We start from the raw sequence: 16,388 nt of genomic DNA, 5'->3' as shown, positions 1-16,388 counted from the left end.
GTGGTGGGGCTCGACGACCTGCAGGCCCAGTACACCGCGCAGTACGGGCCCGGCGGCTACATCCCGAACGTCTTCGTCCAGTACTGGTCGATGCGGACGATGGCCTACCTCGACAGCCTCGTCCCGCTGGTGGCGCTGTGGGGGCTGTGGCGGCGGCGCAGGCTGGCGCGCCGCCGTGGTTCCTGCGCGCGGCGATCTGGATGCTGCCCGTGCCGTTCGTGGTGAACACCGCGGGCTGGGTCCTCACCGAGAACGGCCGCCAGCCGTGGATCGTGCAGGGCCTGATGCGCACCGGGACGCCGCGTCGCCCTCGGTGGGCGCGGCGGCCGTCGTGACGAGCCTGGTGGTCTTCGTGCTGCTCTACGCCGCGCTCGCCGTCGTGGACTGGTGGCTGATGGCGCGCTACGTCCGTGCGGAGCTCGCCGCGGAGCCGGAGCGCGCCGAGCAGGGGACGGCGGCGGCGCCCGACCCGCAGCCCACCCACTGAAAGGGGTCGGCCGGGATGACGCTCGCCGCCTTCTGGTTCATCGTCCTCGTCGTCCTGTGGACGGGCTTCTTCCTGCTCGAGGGCTTCGACTTCGGTGTCGGGGTGCTCCACGGCGCCGTCGGCGGGGACGCGGGCGGGCGGGCCGCGGCGGTCCGCACGATCGGGCCGGTGTGGGACGGCAACGAGGTGTGGCTGATCGTGGCGGTCGCCGTCACGTTCGCCGCCTTCCCGGACTGGTACGCGACGATGCTCTCGGGCTTCTACCCGGTCTTCGTCGTCGTGCTGGTGGCGCTGATCCTGCGCGGCGTGTCCTTCGCATTCGGCGCGCACGCGCCGGGCGAACGCGGCACGTCGACGCCCGGCAGGAGTTCGTCGGCGGCATCGGGGACCTGTTCGGCCCCTACGCGCTCGCGGTCGGCGCGACGCTGCTGGTGCTGTACCTGCTGCACGGCGCGGCGTTCCTCGCCTTGCGCACGAGCGGCTCGGTGCGCGGGCGGGCGCTGCGCGCGGGCCGGGTGCTCGGTCCGGTCGCCGCCCTCGCGGTGCTCGGGTTCGTCGTCGCGACCGGGGCCGGCACCGGCGGCGCGGTCCTGTGGTCGGTGCCCGAGTTCGGCGCGGTGCCGGCCGTGATCGCGGCGGCGGTGCTGATCCGGGGGGAGCGCGACGGCGCCGCCTTCGCCGCCACGTCCGCCACGGTGGCCGCGGTCGTCGTGTCGCTGTCCGTCGAGCTCTACCCGCGGGTGGTGGTCTCGAGGCTCGGCGCCGCGGGCGACCTCACGGTCGAAGGCGCCGCCGCCTCGCCGTACGCGCTGCGGGTCATGACGGTCACGCTCGCCGTCCTGCTGCCCGCCGTCCTCGGCTACCAGGGCTGGTCCTACCACGTGTTCCGCGGCCGGATCGGCGGCGCGGGCGGGGCCGGTCCCGTACCCCCGCCGCCCGGGCCGCAGCAGCCCGCGGGCTCCGACCCGCGGCCGGAGGCGGTGCGGCCGCCGAGCGCCGGCCCCGCGTCGCCGCGCGCGATGCCGCGCCTGGTGTGGCTGCTCGTCGCCTGGTGCCTGGCCCGGCTGTTCGCGCGGGCGCGGGGGCCGGTCGCACCCGGCCGGTAGGCGGTGCGGATTCGCCCGCCGCGGGTGAGGTCCGACGGCGCGGCGGCGGCCTACCGTCCCGCGTGCCCGTCCGCGACACCCCGCGGGGTGCGGCCGTGCCGTGTCGGAGCGGCGAAGGGAGCGGCATGAGCGACGAGATGGACGTCATGGGGCCGGTCGACTACATCGTCGTGGAGTTCCCGGACGGGAAGGTGCCGCGGGACGTGCTGCCGCGGGTGGTCGAGCTCGTCGACCGGGGCACGGTGCGCATCCTGGACCTGGCCTTCCTCCGCAAGGAGGCCGACGGCTCGGTCGTCGGCCTCGAGGTCGGCGAGATCGGCGAGGGGGAGCCCGACGTCCGGGTCTTCGACGGCGCGGCCTCCGGCCTCGTCGGCGGCGAGGACCGCGCCGAGGCCGCGGCCGTCCTCGAACCCGGCCGGGCCGCCATGGTCGTGCTCTACGAGAACGTGTGGGCGATCCCGTTCGCGTCGGCGCTGCGCCGGGCCGGTGCCGAGCTCGTGGCGAGCGGGCGGATCCCGGTGTCCGCCCTGCTCGACGCCCTCGACGCGCTCGACGCCGCCGAGCCCGTCGACGCCTGAGGCGCCCGACCGACCGAGAGGACGAGGACCGATGCCAGGACTGCTGCGCGGCATAGCCCGCACGGCGATGGTCGCCGGGACCGCCACGGCCGTGTCCAACCGCGTCTCGCGGCGGCAGGCCGGCCGGTGGGCCCGCCAGGACCGGCAGGCGGCCCACGCGGCGGCGCCCGCCGCGCCGGAGCCCGCGCCGGAACCGGGACCGTCGCCCGTGGACGACCGGCTCGCCCAGCTGCGGCAGCTCGGGGAGCTGCGCAGCCAGGGCGTGCTCACCGAGGAGGAGTTCCAACAGCAGAAGCGCGCCGTGCTGAACGCTTGAGCGCATGAGCACCGAGGCACTCGTCCTCGCCGCGACCACCGTGATCCGGCCGACGGGTGTCGCGGCGGTGCTCGCCATGCTCGCCGCGCCGCACCCGCGGCGCCTCCTCATGGCCTACATCGTCGCCGGGCTCGCGTTCAGCGTCTCGGTCGGGACGCTCGTCGTCGTGCTCCTGGGCGGGCTGCGCTCGGCGGGCGCGTCCCCGACGTCCCGGCCGGCCCTCGACCTGCTGCTCGGCGCCGGCGCGCTCGCCTGCGCCGCGGTCACCGCCGCCGGCCGGGGGCCGCGGTGGGGCGTCGACGCGCCGGACGCCGGGGACGGCTGGATGCGTCGCCGCCTTTCGAACATGACACCGCCGGGCGCGGCGGCCGCGGGGGTGCTCACCCACCTGCCCGGCGTGGTCTACCTGGCCGCGCTGAACGCGATCGCCCGGAGCGCGCCGGGCGTGGTGAGCGGCCTGCTGCAGGTGGGGATCTACAACGCCATCTGGTTCAGCCTCGCGGTCGCCGCGCTGGTGCTCTCGATCCGTCACCCCGCCGTGCCCCGGCAGCTCATCGGGCGGGCCGCCGGCGTCGTGCAGCGGCGGCAGCGGGCGATCATCACCTGCTTCTGCGGGGGGCTGGGCGGCTACCTGCTCGTCTCCGGCCTGGTCGGCCTGGGCGCCGTCGCGGCCTGACGCGGGCGTCTCAGCCGTACCGCACCTCCCGGCCGTGCACGACGATCGCGTAGACGACGATGGCGTCCACGACCACCACGATCGTCGACCACACCGGGTGGGCGGCGAGGAAGGCGAGGTTCAGCACCGCGCTCACGAGCGCCGGCGCGACGGTCCCGACCCGCGCGACGGTGTTCCCGGCGAGGAGCCCGGTACGCCTCGGGCACCGGTGCCTCCCGGCCGGGTCAGCCCACCGCCGGGTACCGGCCGGCCGCCAGGTCGTCGCTGTCGACGATGACCCGACCGAGCGGTACGAGCGACACGGGGATCAGCTTCAGGTTCGCGAGCGCCAGCGGGATCCCGATGATCGTGATCGCCAGCGCGATCGCCGTCGCGATGTGCCCGAGCGCGAGCCACCACCCGGCGACGACGATCCAGACGACGTTGCCGATCACGGACGGGACGCCCGCGTCGGCGCGCCGCACGAGCCGCCGCCCGAACGGCCACAGGGTGAAGTCGGCGATCCGGAACGCCGCGAGCCCGAACGGGATCGTGACGACGAGGAGGCAGCAGATCACGCCGGCCAGCACGTAGCCGATGGCGAGCCAGATCCCGCAGAGCAGCAGCCAGATCACGTTGAGCGCGGTTCGCATCACGGCCTCCACCGACGGGTTGTGCGCACCCAACCTGCACCGGATGGGCGCCGATCGGCCTCACCTGGGAAGGAGGATCCGTCGCCCGACCCGAGCCGGCGGTCAGCCGCCCGCGTCCCGGGACGCGTCGAGGCCCAGGAGGAACGCGCTGAGGTGGTCCCCGTCGTCCCCCGCGGGGATCCGCTCGGACAGCTCGCGCCCGATCTCGGCGACGACGTCCTCCGGGTCGAGCTCGTCGTAGCGCCCGAGCAACCGCTCGGCCGCCTCCGCGTAGCGGCGCTCCTCGAACAGGACCGCGACCTCCTCGGCCACGCCGGCGAGCGAGGGGTCGTCGCGGATCCCGGTGGGCAGGAGCGCCCGCAGCCGTTGCTCGCCACTCGTGGCGTCGAGGCCCTCCGCCGCCGTCCACGCCGCCGCGAGGCCGAAGGCGGTGAGCTCGCGTTCGGCGCCGCCGTCGCCCGCGTCCCGCCGCACGACGTCGACCTCCTCCTCGAGCGACCCCACCAACCGCCCCAGGGCGGTCGCGTGCGCGGTCGGGGAGCGGCCCCACCGCTCCTGGTACTCCGGGGGACGCAGGCGCCTCATGTCGCGCACGGCCTCGGCCAGGCGACGGCCGACGCGCTCACCGGCCCGCCCCGCATCGGCGAGGTCCGTGTCGGCGGCGTCGATGCCCGGGTCGCCGAGGCCCTGCGCGACCGGGGCGGCCCCCCGATGGCGCGCAGCAGGTCGAGGCGGCCTCATCGCGGTCGTGGGTGTCCGTCGCTCAGTCCATGCGGATGCCGTCGTCGATGAACTCGTTGGTGTAGAGGCTCTCCGGGGCCGGGATCTCGGTGATCGTGCCCTGGGCCTGCAGGATCGGGCCGAAGGTGTCGACGATCCGCTGCCAGCGCTCCGGGTCGAACCGGCCGAACACCCCCGACGCGGGGTCGTTCTCCACGAGGTTCTGCTCGCGCAGCGCCCGCACGGCGTAGTCGGCGACGCCGGGCGAGTAGGTCCAGCCGGTCTGGTAGGCCTCCACGAGCTCGACGATCAGCGCGTTCGTCGGGCCGGGGTCGGCGAGGTAGTCCAGCTGCGCCCGCTGCATGATCGGCACGAGCTTCTCGAGGCACGGCCGCAGCTCCTCCAGCCGATCGGCCCGCACCGACAGCGGCGACGGGTACACCGAGTAGCCGTAGTCGGCGAGCTTCTGGTAGGCCACCGGGCGGCCCCACTCGGCGATCTCCTGCTCGTACATGTATGGCTCGGAGGTCGCGAAGCCCTGCTGCAGGATCCGCGGGTCGGACACGAAGCGGGCGGGGGTGCCGTCGTAGCTGGTGTCGACCTGCTCCTGCGTGACGACGCCCTGTTCGACCAGCAGCGCGGTGACCACGGCGTCGGCGGTGACCAGCGGCACCCCGCTCGCCGCGACGTCGCGCAGCGTGCTCGCGCCCGGGTGCGACGCGGGGTCCCACATGAACATCAGCGGGCTGGTCGTGAGCTGCGAGACCACGGCGACGGTCGGCTGCTCGGCCGCCGCGGCGATGCCGAGGTCGGGGTTCACCGCGCCGAGCACGATGTCGTCGTCGAGGTACATGAGCGCCGAGACCGGCTGGAAGCCGACGCTCGGCCCGCCGGGGCGCACCTCGATGTCCACCCCGGTGTCGACGCCCTGCGCCACGAGCGACCCGCGCACCACCTTGGCGTCGGCGTCGATCACGCGGTCCGGCCCGACGAGGCTGTACATCGCGCCGTGCTCGGCCTCGGGTTGCCAGTCCTGCTGCATCACGACGGTGGCCGGGCACACCCCGGCCAGGTCGAGCGGCCCGCCCGCGGGCGCCGCCGCGGTGGCGGGCGCGTCGGCGGGGGCCGGTTCGTCGGCTGGGCCGCCCCCGCACGCGGTGAGCGCGAGCGCGGCGGCGGCGGACAGGGCGATGGACGCGGCGCGCGGGCCGGTCGGTCGTCTCATGGAGGGCGATCCCCGGTGTTGTCGGCTGCTCGAGGAAAGGGGTTGCCGGTCGGCACACCCGATCTTGGCGGGGGCGGGCGGGGTCGGCAAGGATGCCTCTGTGAGCGAAGAGCCGACCGCGCCCTACACCGGCACCGGGATCGACACGACCGTCCCGCATTCGGCGCGCATCTGGAACTACTTCCTCGGCGGCAAGGACAACTACGCCGTCGACCGGGAGGCGGGTGACGCCATCGCCGCGATCTACCCGCAGATCAGGGTGAACGCGCGGGAGGCGAGGGGTTTCCTGCGGCGGGTCGTGGAGTTCCTGGCGGGCGAGACCGGCATCCGCCAGTTCCTCGACATCGGCACCGGGCTCCCGACGGCGAACAACACCCACGAGGTGGCGCAGCGGGTCGCCCCGGAGTGCCGGGTCGTCTACGTCGACAACGACCCGCTCGTGCTCGCGCACGCCCGGGCGCTGCTCGTCGGCACGCCCGAGGGGGAGACCACCTACCTCGAGGCCGACATCCGCGACGTCGACCGCATCTTCCGGGGCGCGCAGCGGGTCCTCGACCTCGAGCAGCCGGTCGCCGTGCTGATCCTCGGCGTGCTCGGGCACATCGCCGACACCGCCGAGGCGCGGGCGCTGGTCGCGGACATCATGAGCCGCGTGCCGTCGGGCAGCTACCTCGCCATCTGCGACGGCACCGTCACCGAGGAGAAGCTCAAGGCCCAGCAGGAGTTCAGCAAGACCGGCGGCGCGATCTACGTCAACCGGGAGCCGGACGAGATCGCCTCGTTCTTCGCCGGGCTCGAGTGGGTCGAGCCGGGGTTCGTGTCGGTCCCCCGGTGGCGGCCCGAGACCCCGCCCGGGGTGGCCGTCCTCGCGCCCGCCAGGCAGATCGATGAGTACGGCGGGGTCGCGCGCAAGCCGTGAGGCCGCGTCAGGCCGCGTCGCGGGGCAGCGCGGTGGACCACACCGCCTCGTCGCGCAGCGCCTCGACGAGCTCGTCGACGGTCTCCACGACCAGCCGGGCGCCCGCGAGCTCGCCCGGTTCGGCGTAGCCCCACGCGACCCCGATGGTCGGCACCCCGTGCGCCGCGCCGCCGTCCACGTCGTGGTGGCGGTCGCCGACCAGCACCACCGGGTGGCGGGTGGGGTCGAGGCGGAGCCGTTGGAGCACCGAGCCGACGACGGCGGCCTTGCCCACCCGGCCCGCCACGTGGTCGGCGCCGCCCACGAGGTCGAGGTGGGTGGCGAGCCCCGTGCTCGCGACGATCTTGCGGGCCAGCTGCTCGGGCTTGCTCGTCGCGGTCGCGAGGCGCAGCCCGTCTGCGCGCAGCCGTTCCAGGAGGCCCGGGATCTCGGGGTAGACGGGGGTGACCGCGGCGGCGACCGCGTCGTAGGAGCGGCGGTAGGCGGCGATGGCCGCGGCCGTCTGCTCGGCGGTCAGGCCGAGCTCGGGCAGGGCCGTCTCGAACGGCGGGCCGACGAGCCTGCGCAGCTGCGCGGCGTCGGGCACCGGGAAGCCGATCTCGGCGAGCGCCGCGGCGAGGTGCTCGACGATCGTCGCGGCCGAGTCGACGAGGGTGCCGTCGAGGTCGAGGAGGACGGTGCGCACTGATCGCATGGTACGTGGGGCCCGAGGTGGCCTCGGGCGGCGCCGTGCGGTAGGCCTGCGTCGTGCTGCGCAAGCTGGTGGTGAGGGCCGCGATGGCCGTGGAGAGCGTCGTGCAGGCGGCGGTGCTGCTCGCCCTGCGCGTCCGGGGCAGGCACCTGCCGATGATCGTGCCGTTCATCGGGCACGGCACCACGCGACGGGTCCGGGTGGGCGGGCGCGTGGTGCTCGGCAGGCCGGACGCCGCGGCCCCCGCGGTGGGGGTGCCGGAGGCGCCTGCGACGACCACGCGGTCGCGGCGGGCCGTGCTGCGCGCCACCATCGCGCGCTTCCTCACCGTGGAGGTCCCGGGCGCGGTCGTCGCGGTGCAGGGGCCCGGGGTCCTCACGCAGATCCGCGCCGACCGCGACGGCTACCTGGACACCGTCCTGGACCTCCCCGAGCCGCTGCCCCCCGGGTGGCACGCGTTCGAGCTGCGGCTGCGCGACGGGGCGGCGGTGACCGCGCAGGTGATGGTCGTCGACCCCGCCGCCCGGATCGGCCTGGTGAGCGACGTCGACGACACGATCGTGGAGACCGGCCTGACCCGCGGGATCGAGTTCGTGCGCGCCACCCTGCTGACCCCGGTGCGCGAGCGCACGCCGCTGCCCGGCGCCGCGGCGCTCTACCGCGCGCTCGCCGAGCCCGCCGACGGGCCGCCGCGGCCGGTCTTCTACGTCTCGACGAGCCCGTGGAACCTGCACGAGATGCTGCTGGAGTTCATCTCGCTGCGGCGGTTCCCGCTCGGCCCGCTGCTCCTGACCGACTGGGGGCCGTCGCGCAGCGGCCTGTTCCGGATCGGGGCGCAGGAGCACAAGGGCGGCCTGGTCCGCCGGATGCTCGCCGAGCACCCGCAGCTCGGCCTCGTGCTGGTGGGCGACAGCGGCCAGCTCGACCCGGAGATCTACGCGGGACTCGCCCGCGAGTACCCGGATCGCATCCGCGCCGTGTACATCCGCCGCACCCGCCACGCGCTGCCCAGCCGGATCGCCGAGGTCGACGCGCTGGCCGCCGAGGTCACGGCGGCCGGGGTGCCCATGCTCGCCGTCGACGACAGCCTGCAGATCGCCACGCACGCCGCGCAGCTGGGCCTGCTCGACGCGGCCGCGCTCGACGAGGTGCAGGCCGGTTGATCCCGCTCAGCGGCGGACGCGGCCGGTGCTGAGCTTGCGGACGTCGAACACGCGCGTGCGGCCCGGGGCGGTGGCCGCGCAGGTGAGCGGGCGGCCGGTGTCGACGTAGCGCTCCCGCACCAGCACCGAGCAGCCCGGGTCGGCGAGCTCGACGTGCCAGTCGGTGCCGCCGTCGGGGAGGTCGTCGCGCACGACGTCCACGAGCCGCAGGTCGTCCACCCCGGTGGCGCCGGTGGCCAGCCGGGCGTGGTGCTGGGCGGCCTGCACGGCGGGCGGCAGCGCCGAGCGGCCGCGCACCGCGGCCGGATCGAGGCGCCCGGCCCGGTAGGCGGCGAGCGCTGCGGGCGCCCGCTGCGGGTCGAGCCTGCCCAGTGCGTAGCCGTGCGGGAGCAGCACGACGGCGGGCGCGAAGCGGCACCCGCCGATGTGGCTGCACTCCCAGACCGGCTCGGGGTCGGCCGCGGCCAGCGCGGCGACGACGGCGCGGCCGCGCACCGCGCAGCAGGTGTCGTGCTTGCCGTGGGTGCAGACCAGCACCAGCGGGCCCGGGTAGCGCTCCCCGGGGGTGTCGACGGCGGCGACCAGCTCGGAGGCGAGCCGATAGGTGCCGGTGCGCACCGACTCCTGCCCCGGGGTCGCGTCCACCCGGAACCAACGGCGGGGCGTGCTGTGCCGCTCGCGGCCGGGGCGCCGCACCAGCACCACGCGGCCCTCCCAGTCGGCGAGGGCGTCGGTCACGTCGGCCGGCAGCGCGGTGAGGGCCTGCGGCGGCCACGGACCGGGGTGCTCGACGAGCAGCCAGCGGGCCGCCTGCGGCGCCGTGCCCTCCAGCGGGTCCTCCGCGGCGTCCGCGGCGAACGAGCAGCGTCGCCAGCCACCCGGCACGGACTTGTCCACCGGCCAAGGCTACCCACCGGCGTGCCGGTCAACCCGCGCTCGACGTCGGCATCGGCTACTCTCGGCCCCCGCCGGTCCGGTAAAGAGCCGGTAATGTCGCTTGATCGAGGCGGAGGCCCCTTGCTCGAGATCAGCGGGCTCACGTGGGCGGCGACGATCGGTCTGATCGTCGGGCTCCTCGCGCTCGACCTGGTGCTGGCCGCGGCGCGGCCGCATCGCGTCGGGTTCCGGGAGGCCACCGCGTGGTCGGTGTTCTACGTCCTGGTGGCGGTGGCGTTCGGCGTCTGGTTCGCGATGGCCTACGGCGGCGACTTCGGCACCCAGTACTTCGCCGGCTACATCGTCGAGAAGAGCCTCTCGGTCGACAACCTGTTCGTCTTCGTGATCATCATGTCGACCTTCGCGGTGCCCGAGGAGCACCAGCACAAGGTGCTCACGTTCGGCATCATCCTCGCGCTGGTCATGCGCGTGATCTTCATCGCGCTGGGCGCCGCGTTGCTGTCGCTGTTCTCGTTCATGTTCCTGCTGTTCGGCCTGCTGCTGATCTACACGGCCGTGCAGCTGTTCCGGCACCGCGACGAGGACCCCGACGTCGAGGACAACCCCGTCGTGCGGACCGCGCGCCGGGTGCTGCCGATCAGCGACGACTACGTCGGCGGCAAGCTCACGACGCGCGTGGACGGCCGCCGGGTGGTCACGCCGCTGGTCATCGTCCTGCTGGCCATCGGCAGCATCGACCTGCTCTTCGCGCTCGACTCCATCCCGGCGGTGTTCGGCGTCACCGCGGAGCCGTTCATCGTGTTCGTGGCCAACGCGTTCGCCCTGCTGGGCCTGCGCGCGCTGTACTTCCTCGTGAAGGGCCTGCTCGACCGGCTGGTCTACCTGTCCACCGGCTTGTCGATCATCCTCGCGTTCATCGGGGTCAAGCTGATCCTGCACTGGGCCCACAGCGACATCTCCGAGAGCGTCCCCGAGATCCCCACGCTGCTCAGCCTCGGCGTGATCGTCGCCGTGCTGGCGATCGTCACGGTCGCGAGCCTGATCAAGACCCGGCGCGACCCGTCGCTGAGGGCGCACGCCGGCTCGCTGCGCGCGCACAAGGCGGCGCAGGCCGAGGAGCGCGACCGGTAGCTAGATGCCGTAGCGCCAGATGGTGAGGGCGTAGCCGCCGAACCAGGCCGAGGCGAGCGCGGCCGCGGCGACCACCGCGACGGCCGTGCCCGCGCGGCGCCGCGCGAGGCCGGTGGCGATCGGGACGAGCAGCACGAATGCGGGCACGAGCAGCCGCAGCTTCGCGTTCATGAGGCCGGCGGTGGCCCACACCGGCAGCACCACGAGCGCGCCGTAGACGACGAGCGGCCACGGAACCCGCTGCACGATCGCGAGCCCGAGCAGGACGAGGCTGCCGACGAGCCCGACGACGGTGACGGCGTCGAAGAGCCGCTCCCCGGCGGTGAGCACGCCCCCGAGGTAGCGCAGCGTCGCGGCGCCGCCGTCGAGGTACCAGCCCCAGCCGGTGCGCTGGATGCGGAACCAGCCGTCCGGCGCGCCGGTGCGCGCGGCGACCCAGCCGAGGTAGCCCAGCAGGCCGGTGGTGGCGAGCGCGCCGCCGAGCCAGGGCCGCAAGCCGCCGCGGCGGGCGAGGACGGCGGCGAGCGCGGCCAGCCCGACCGCGCCCACCACGGCCGACGCGGTGGGGCGGACCAGCCCGGCGCCCGCCGCGCAGAGCCCGGCGAGCAGCCACCGCTCGCGCAGCACGCCGACGAGCGCCCACGCCGCGAGCGCACAGAACAGCGCCTCGGTGTAGGCCATCGACAGCACCACGCTCATCGGGGTGGCGCCGAACAGGGCGGTGAGCAGCAGCCCGGCCCGGCGCGACCCACCCGGAACCAGCTCGCCGATCGCGGTCAGCGCGTAGGCGGCCGCCACGCCCGCGGCCGCGGCGACGAGGAGGCCGGCGACCACGAGGTTGCCGCCCGTGAGCAGGCCGACCGCGGCGACGAGGGCCGGGTAGCCCGGGAAGAAGCCCAGCGGCGTCTCGGGGGTGTGCCTGCCGAACGCGTCCAGCATGTCGGCCGGGACGCCTGCGTAGCCGTGCTCCGCGATCGCGAGCAGCCACGCGGCGTCCCAGCTGGTGAGCTCGGCCACGAGGCGAGGGCCGGCCATGAGGGCGAGCACGGCGACGCCCACCGCCCGGACCCCGAGGTAGACACCCGCGGGCGCGAGAGCGTGCGCGATCCGGGGCCACGGCGGCGCACCGGTGCGCGGCGCGCCATCGGCCGCACTCATCGCGAGCTCCTCTCGTCGGGCCGATCCTGCCCGATCGGGGCGTGCCCACGGCCGGCGGCCGTGACCCGTCCCCCGACCCGTCCACCGACACGGCCGGGTGCCGACTCCTGCCGTGATCGACAGAACGGCCCCGGAGGGGCCAAGCTAGGGCGCACCGGATCGTCGAGGATCGGGGGCTCGGGTGACGGGAACGGGCGACGGGGCACCCCCGCTGTTGCAGGCGCGCGAGCTGCGCAAGAGCTACGGCTCGGTCCAGGCCCTGCGCGGGGCCTCGTTCGACCTGTCCGCGGGCGAGGTCGTCGCCCTCATCGGCGACAACGGGGCCGGCAAGTCGACGCTGGTCAAATGCCTGTCCGGGGTGGAGCAGCCGGACTCGGGCGAGATCCTCATCGACGGGAAGCCGGTGGTGCTGGACTCCCCGAACACCGCCCGCCGCCACGGCATCGAGACCGCCTACCAGGACCTCGCGGTCGCCCCCGACCTCGACCCCGCCGCGAACCTGTTCCTCGGCCGCGAGCGCTTCCGCCCCGGGGTGCTGGGCAAGCTCGGCATGCTCGACAAGGCGGCGATGCGCCGCGAGGCGGCCGAGCACTTCGCCCGCCTCGGCGTCACCCTGCAGGACCTGGACGTGCCGATCGGGTCGCTGTCCGGTGGGCAGCGTCAGAGCGTCGCGGTGGCCCGGTCGGTCGTGTGGGCCAGCCGGGTGGTGTTCCTCGACGAACCGACGGCCGCCCTCGGCGTCGTGCAGCGCGAGCGCGTCCTCGAGGTGATCCGGCGGGTGCGCGACACCGGCGTCGCGGTCGTCCTGATCAGCCACAACATGCCGGAGGTGCTGGCCGTGGCGGACCGGATCGAGGTGCTGCGCCTCGGCACGCGGGTGGCGCGGTTCACCGCCTCCGACGTCACGCTCGAGCAGCTGGTGGCCGCCATGACCGGCGCGCTCACGCAGGAGGAGGGGCGGTGACCGACATCGAGGTCGCGGAGGTGGGCGCGCCGCCCGCGCGGCGCACGCTCGTCCAGCGGCTGGTGGGCGTGTCGACGTTCTGGATCGCGCTGGTGCTGGCGGCGCTGTGCGTGCTGTTCTCCGTGCTGCGCCCGGACGCCTTCCCCACCCTGTTCACCCTGCAGACGCTGCTGATCGAGGCGTCGGTGCTGCTGGTGCTCGCGGTCGGGATGACGTTCGTGATCATCACGGCGGGCATCGACCTGTCGGTCGGTTCGGTGCTGGTGTTCTCCGGGGTCGTCGCGGCGAAGCTGATGGAGGGCGTCTCCGGCGGGGACGCCTCCGACGCGGGTGCGGGCGTCGTGCTGCTCGGGCTGGTCGCCGCGCTCGCCGGCGGGGGAGCGTGGGGCCTGCTCAACGGGCTGTTGGTGGCCCGGGCGGGGATCCCGCCGCTGATCGTCACGCTCGGGTCGTTCGGCGCCGCGCTCGGCGCGGCCCAGCTGATCACCGACGGCGTCGACGTGCGCACGGTTCCGCGCGTGCTGCGCGACGGCCTCGGCTTCGGCCAGACCGGCCAGGTGCCGCACATGGTCGCCCTCGCCGCGGTCGTGACGCTGGCCGGGGCCTGGCTGCTGCACACCACCCGCTTCGGCAGGCGCACGTTCGCGGTGGGGTCGAACGCGGAGGCGGCCCGCCGGGTCGGGATCCCGGTGCGCGGCCACCTCGTGCGCGTCTACACCGGGGTCGGGCTGCTGTCGGGCCTCGCGGGCTTCATGTCGCTCGCCTACTTCGGCACCACCACGATCAGCGGGCACTCCACCGACAACCTGAACGCGATCGCCGCGGTCGTGCTGGGCGGCACGAGCCTGTTCGGCGGGGTCGGCTCGGTGTTCGGCACGGTGATCGGCGTCTTCATCCCGGCGGTGCTCACGAAGGGCTTCGTCATCGTCGGGGTCCAGCAGTTCTGGCAGCCGGTCGCGATCAGCGCGGTGCTGGTGGCCGCGGTGTGGTTCGACCAGGTCCGGCGGCGGTCCCGGGACCGCGGGTGAGGAGGAGCACGATGAGCGAGCGGACGAGCGGAGCGGTCTCGCAACGGTGCCGTGCGACCAGGCGCGCGCGGGTGGGCGCGACGGCGGTGGCGGCGGTGGCGCTGCTCGCGGCCGGGTGCGGCGGCAGCGGGACGATCGGGGAGAACCAGGGCGACCAGGCGGCCGCGCCGGAGAACAAGAACCTGGTGCTCCTGCCGGGCGTCAAGGCCGAGCCGTTCTACATCTCCATGCAGTGCGGGGCCGAGGAGGAGGCGGCCGAGCTCGGCTACACGCTCGACACGCAGGCCCCCGACCAGTTCGAGGCGGCCCTGCAGACGCCGATCGTCACCGGCGTGCTCGCCACGCGGCCCGCGGGCGTGCTGATCGCGCCCACCGACGACGTCGCACTGGCCAACCCGATGAACCAGCTCAAAGCCGCGGGCATCAAGGTGGTCGAGGTCGACACCCGGCTGCAGGACGAGTCGATCGCGCTGTCGACCGTGTCGTCGAACAACGAGCAGGGCGGTCGGCTCGCCGCGCAGACCGTGGCCGAGCTGATCGGCGAACAGGGCAAGGTCATGGTGCTCAACACGAAGGCGGGCACCTCCACCACCGACGCCCGGGCGAAGGGCTTCGAGGAGGAGATCGCCAACTACCCGGGCATCACGTACCTCGGGCAGGAGTACACCGACAACCAGCCGTCGATCGCGGCGCAAAAGGTGTCGGCGAAGTTGTCCAGCGACCCCGACCTGGCCGCCATCTTCGCCACCAACCTCAACACCGGTGAGGGCGCGGCCACCGGGCTGCGCAACGCGGGCAAGACCGACCAGGTGCGCCTCGTCGGGTTCGACGCGAGCCCCAACCAGGTCGAGGACCTGCGCGCGGGCGAGGTGTCCGCGCTGATCGCCCAGGACCCGGCCACCATCGGGCGCCAGGGCGTGCAGCAGGTCGTCGCCGCGATCGAGGGCAGGCCGGTCGAGCGGGAGATCCAGACCGACCTGGTCGCGATCACCCAGGCCGACCTGGACAGCAAGTCGGAGTACTTCTACAAGACGGCCTGCTGAGCGCCATAACGCCGCGGCGGCCGGGCGCGAGAGGTCTCGCATGTCCACCCTCGGCGCCCGCGAGCTGTACCGCCGGGCCACGGCGGAGTTCACCGCGCGCGTCCACCGCGTCGGCGACCGGTGGGGCGCGCCGACCCCGTGCGCGGAGTGGGACGTCCGCGCGCTGGTGCGGCACGTCGTCGAGGAGGAGCGGTGGGCGCCGCCCCTCCTCGGGGGCGCCACGATCGCCGAGGTCGGTGACCGGTTCGCCGGGGACCTGCTCGGTGCCGACCCGGTCGGCGCGGTGGACGACGCGGCGGCCGGTGCGGTGGCCGCCGTCGAGGCGGTCGACGCCCTCGACCGGACGGTGCACCTGTCGTTCGGCGCGGTGCCGGGCCGGGAGTACGTCGTGCAGCTCGCGGCCGACCACCTGGTGCACGCGTGGGACCTCGCAGAGGCGATCGGCGAGCCCGCCGCGCTCGACGTGGACTCCGTCGAGACCGTCCGCCGGTGGTTCGCCGGGGTCGAGCCGATGTACCGGCGGGCGGGCCTCGTCGGTGCCCGACCCGCGGTGGCCGGGGGCGACGCGCAGGACGAGCTGCTCGCGATGTTCGGCCGCAGCCCGGCGCTGGCGGCGGTGCAGCGGTTCAACGCCGCGTTCGGCGCGAAGGACGTCGACGCGATCATGGCCGCGATGACTCCGGACTGCGTCTTCGAGGACACGACGTCCCCCGACGGCACCCGCCACGTCGGGGCGGACGCCGTGCGGGCGGCGTGGACGACGCTGTTCTCCGGCGCGCCGAGGGCGCGGTTCACCGCCGAGGAGGCATTCGCAGCGGGGGACCGGGTCGTGCAGCGGTGGCGCTACGACTGGGGCGACGGGCACGTCCGGGGCGTGGACCTGTTCACCGTCCGGGACGGGCGGGTCGCGGAGAAGCTCTCCTACGTCAAGGGGTGACGCCTCCTAGTGCAATCTGCCATACTGCAGCTTGCACTAGGAGGTGGCATGGCGCTGCGGCGCGTGGACCGGGACCTGCCGGCGCTCACGGTGCTCGCGCTGCTCACGACCGGGCCGCGGCACACCTACGAGATGCACCGGCTGATGGTCGATACGCACAAGGACTTCGTGACCGGGCTGCCGCGCAGCATGTACCACGCGGTGGACCGGCTGCTGCGCGCCGGGCTGATCGAGGTGGTGCGCACCGACCGCGCGGAGGGCCGCCCCGAGCGCACCGTGTACGGGCTCACCGACGCCGGGCGTGCCGAGCTGCGAGAGCGGGTGCGGCGGCTGCTCGAGCACCCGGACCCGGACGCGACGCTGTTCGTCGCCGCGCTGTCGTTCCTCGGGTGCCTGCCGGTGCCGCAGGCGCGGGCCGCGCTCGCGGCGCGCCACGTGGAGCTGGGCAGGCGGGTCGACGGCACGCGGGCCGCGCTCGCCGAGGCCGCGCACCTGCCGCGGCTGCTGCTCGTGGAGGCCGAGTTCGAGATCGCGCGCCTGTCCGCCGAGCGCGATTGGGTCGCGGGCCTGCTGGCCGACCTCGATGCGGGCCGGCTGGCCTGGCCGGACGACATCCGTGACCTGGAGGTGCCGAACGTGACGTAGACCAGGTGGCCCGGGCGCAGGCGTTGGCCCGCCCGCGCCCGGGCCGGATTCCGCTTCGGCGGCCGCGGCCGC

20 protein-coding genes and 3 pseudogenes are annotated in these 16,388 nt (G+C 74.8%); 16 read left to right on the top strand and 7 right to left on the bottom strand.

Features of this window, described 5'->3' with window-relative positions:
• From VKZ81_RS21985 to VKZ81_RS21955, 8 genes and pseudogenes are all read left to right on the top strand, one after another.
• Positions 1 to 225, top strand: a pseudogene (locus VKZ81_RS21985) (hypothetical protein); the annotation flags it as partial.
• Positions 201 to 335, top strand: coding sequence for a cytochrome ubiquinol oxidase subunit I (locus tag VKZ81_RS35195; protein WP_414709441.1), 135 nt, complete (start codon positions 201 to 203; stop codon positions 333 to 335). The pseudogene VKZ81_RS21985 and the gene VKZ81_RS35195, both read left to right, overlap by 25 nt.
• Complete coding sequence (locus VKZ81_RS21980; RefSeq protein ID WP_324243526.1) at positions 332 to 487, top strand: hypothetical protein; 156 nt, start codon at positions 332 to 334, stop codon at positions 485 to 487. The genes VKZ81_RS35195 and VKZ81_RS21980 overlap by 4 nt, the downstream gene beginning before the upstream one ends.
• Before the next feature lie 15 nt (positions 488 to 502).
• Positions 503 to 784: pseudogene (locus VKZ81_RS35190) on the top strand (cytochrome d ubiquinol oxidase subunit II); the annotation flags it as partial.
• Positions 676 to 1,593 (top strand): cytochrome d ubiquinol oxidase subunit II, encoded by a 918-nt coding sequence (locus VKZ81_RS21970; protein WP_414709440.1) that lies wholly within the window; start codon positions 676 to 678, stop codon positions 1,591 to 1,593. The pseudogene VKZ81_RS35190 and the gene VKZ81_RS21970, both read left to right, overlap by 109 nt.
• 125 nt (positions 1,594 to 1,718) lie before the next feature.
• Positions 1,719 to 2,171 carry a DUF6325 family protein gene (locus VKZ81_RS21965; RefSeq protein ID WP_324243525.1) on the top strand — a complete coding sequence of 151 codons (453 nt, stop codon included), beginning with the start codon at positions 1,719 to 1,721 and terminating at the stop codon, positions 2,169 to 2,171.
• A 31-nt stretch (positions 2,172 to 2,202) separates the two neighbouring features.
• Positions 2,203 to 2,487: an SHOCT domain-containing protein gene (locus VKZ81_RS21960; RefSeq protein ID WP_324243524.1), complete on the top strand. Its 285-nt coding sequence runs from the start codon at positions 2,203 to 2,205 to the stop codon at positions 2,485 to 2,487.
• A 4-nt stretch (positions 2,488 to 2,491) separates the two neighbouring features.
• Complete coding sequence (locus VKZ81_RS21955) at positions 2,492 to 3,163, top strand: GAP family protein (protein WP_324243523.1); 672 nt, start codon at positions 2,492 to 2,494, stop codon at positions 3,161 to 3,163.
• A gap of 10 nt (positions 3,164 to 3,173) precedes the next feature.
• Here VKZ81_RS21955 and VKZ81_RS21950 read toward each other — a convergent pair.
• From VKZ81_RS21950 to VKZ81_RS21935, 4 genes and pseudogenes are all read right to left on the bottom strand, one after another.
• Positions 3,174 to 3,341 (bottom strand): annotated as a pseudogene (locus VKZ81_RS21950) (DUF7144 family membrane protein); the annotation flags it as partial.
• Between the two features lie 46 nt (positions 3,342 to 3,387).
• Positions 3,388 to 3,795 carry a YccF domain-containing protein gene (locus VKZ81_RS21945; RefSeq protein WP_324243521.1) on the bottom strand — a complete coding sequence of 136 codons (408 nt, stop codon included), beginning with the start codon at positions 3,793 to 3,795 and terminating at the stop codon, positions 3,388 to 3,390.
• 102 nt (positions 3,796 to 3,897) lie between these two features.
• Positions 3,898 to 4,536 (bottom strand): hypothetical protein, encoded by a 639-nt coding sequence (locus VKZ81_RS21940; protein WP_324243520.1) that lies wholly within the window; start codon positions 4,534 to 4,536, stop codon positions 3,898 to 3,900.
• Positions 4,537 to 4,558: 22 nt separating this feature from the next.
• Positions 4,559 to 5,740: an ABC transporter substrate-binding protein gene (locus VKZ81_RS21935; protein ID WP_324243519.1), complete on the bottom strand. Its 1,182-nt coding sequence runs from the start codon at positions 5,738 to 5,740 to the stop codon at positions 4,559 to 4,561.
• Between the two features lie 100 nt (positions 5,741 to 5,840).
• On the opposite strand from VKZ81_RS21935, the gene VKZ81_RS21930 reads away from it, so the two are divergent.
• Positions 5,841 to 6,659, top strand: coding sequence for an SAM-dependent methyltransferase (locus tag VKZ81_RS21930; protein ID WP_324243518.1), 819 nt, complete (start codon positions 5,841 to 5,843; stop codon positions 6,657 to 6,659).
• A gap of 7 nt (positions 6,660 to 6,666) precedes the next feature.
• Here VKZ81_RS21930 and VKZ81_RS21925 read toward each other — a convergent pair whose 3' ends face one another.
• Complete coding sequence (locus VKZ81_RS21925) at positions 6,667 to 7,344, bottom strand: HAD hydrolase-like protein (RefSeq protein ID WP_324243517.1); 678 nt, start codon at positions 7,342 to 7,344, stop codon at positions 6,667 to 6,669.
• A 62-nt stretch (positions 7,345 to 7,406) separates the two neighbouring features.
• Between VKZ81_RS21925 and VKZ81_RS21920 the strand changes: the two genes are divergently transcribed.
• A complete protein-coding gene (locus tag VKZ81_RS21920; protein WP_324243516.1) occupies positions 7,407 to 8,513 on the top strand; it encodes an App1 family protein phosphatidate phosphatase in 1,107 nt (368 codons plus the stop codon).
• 6 nt (positions 8,514 to 8,519) lie between these two features.
• Here VKZ81_RS21920 and VKZ81_RS21915 read toward each other — a convergent pair whose 3' ends face one another.
• A complete protein-coding gene (locus VKZ81_RS21915; protein ID WP_324243515.1) occupies positions 8,520 to 9,410 on the bottom strand; it encodes a ferredoxin family protein in 891 nt (296 codons plus the stop codon).
• Between the two features lie 120 nt (positions 9,411 to 9,530).
• On the opposite strand from VKZ81_RS21915, the gene VKZ81_RS21910 reads away from it, so the two are divergent.
• Positions 9,531 to 10,541, top strand: coding sequence for a TerC family protein (locus tag VKZ81_RS21910; RefSeq protein ID WP_324243514.1), 1,011 nt, complete (start codon positions 9,531 to 9,533; stop codon positions 10,539 to 10,541).
• Here VKZ81_RS21910 and VKZ81_RS21905 read toward each other — a convergent pair whose 3' ends face one another.
• Complete coding sequence (locus tag VKZ81_RS21905) at positions 10,542 to 11,699, bottom strand: hypothetical protein (protein ID WP_324243513.1); 1,158 nt, start codon at positions 11,697 to 11,699, stop codon at positions 10,542 to 10,544.
• Between the two features lie 181 nt (positions 11,700 to 11,880).
• Between VKZ81_RS21905 and VKZ81_RS21900 the strand changes: the two genes are divergently transcribed.
• From VKZ81_RS21900 to VKZ81_RS21880, 5 genes are read left to right on the top strand one after another with little or no spacing between them, the layout of a single operon-like run.
• Positions 11,881 to 12,663, top strand: a complete 783-nt coding sequence (locus VKZ81_RS21900) for an ATP-binding cassette domain-containing protein (protein ID WP_324243512.1) — start codon at positions 11,881 to 11,883, stop codon at positions 12,661 to 12,663.
• Positions 12,660 to 13,691: an ABC transporter permease gene (locus VKZ81_RS21895; protein ID WP_324243511.1), complete on the top strand. Its 1,032-nt coding sequence runs from the start codon at positions 12,660 to 12,662 to the stop codon at positions 13,689 to 13,691. The genes VKZ81_RS21900 and VKZ81_RS21895 overlap by 4 nt, the downstream gene beginning before the upstream one ends.
• An 11-nt stretch (positions 13,692 to 13,702) precedes the next feature.
• Positions 13,703 to 14,734 carry an ABC transporter substrate-binding protein gene (locus VKZ81_RS21890; protein ID WP_324243510.1) on the top strand — a complete coding sequence of 344 codons (1,032 nt, stop codon included), beginning with the start codon at positions 13,703 to 13,705 and terminating at the stop codon, positions 14,732 to 14,734.
• Between the two features lie 40 nt (positions 14,735 to 14,774).
• Complete coding sequence (locus tag VKZ81_RS21885; protein WP_324243509.1) at positions 14,775 to 15,671, top strand: TIGR03086 family metal-binding protein; 897 nt, start codon at positions 14,775 to 14,777, stop codon at positions 15,669 to 15,671.
• A 48-nt stretch (positions 15,672 to 15,719) separates the two neighbouring features.
• On the top strand, positions 15,720 to 16,316 hold the full coding sequence (locus VKZ81_RS21880) for a PadR family transcriptional regulator (RefSeq protein WP_324243508.1): 597 nt from the start codon (positions 15,720 to 15,722) through the stop codon (positions 16,314 to 16,316).
• Positions 16,317 to 16,388 lie beyond the last annotated feature (72 nt).

The sequence above is a fragment of the Pseudonocardia sp. genome, assembly GCF_035305885.1.
In the GTDB taxonomy this organism is placed as follows: domain Bacteria; phylum Actinomycetota; class Actinomycetes; order Mycobacteriales; family Pseudonocardiaceae; genus Pseudonocardia.
This window is presented reverse-complemented; position numbering and strand designations above follow the sequence as displayed.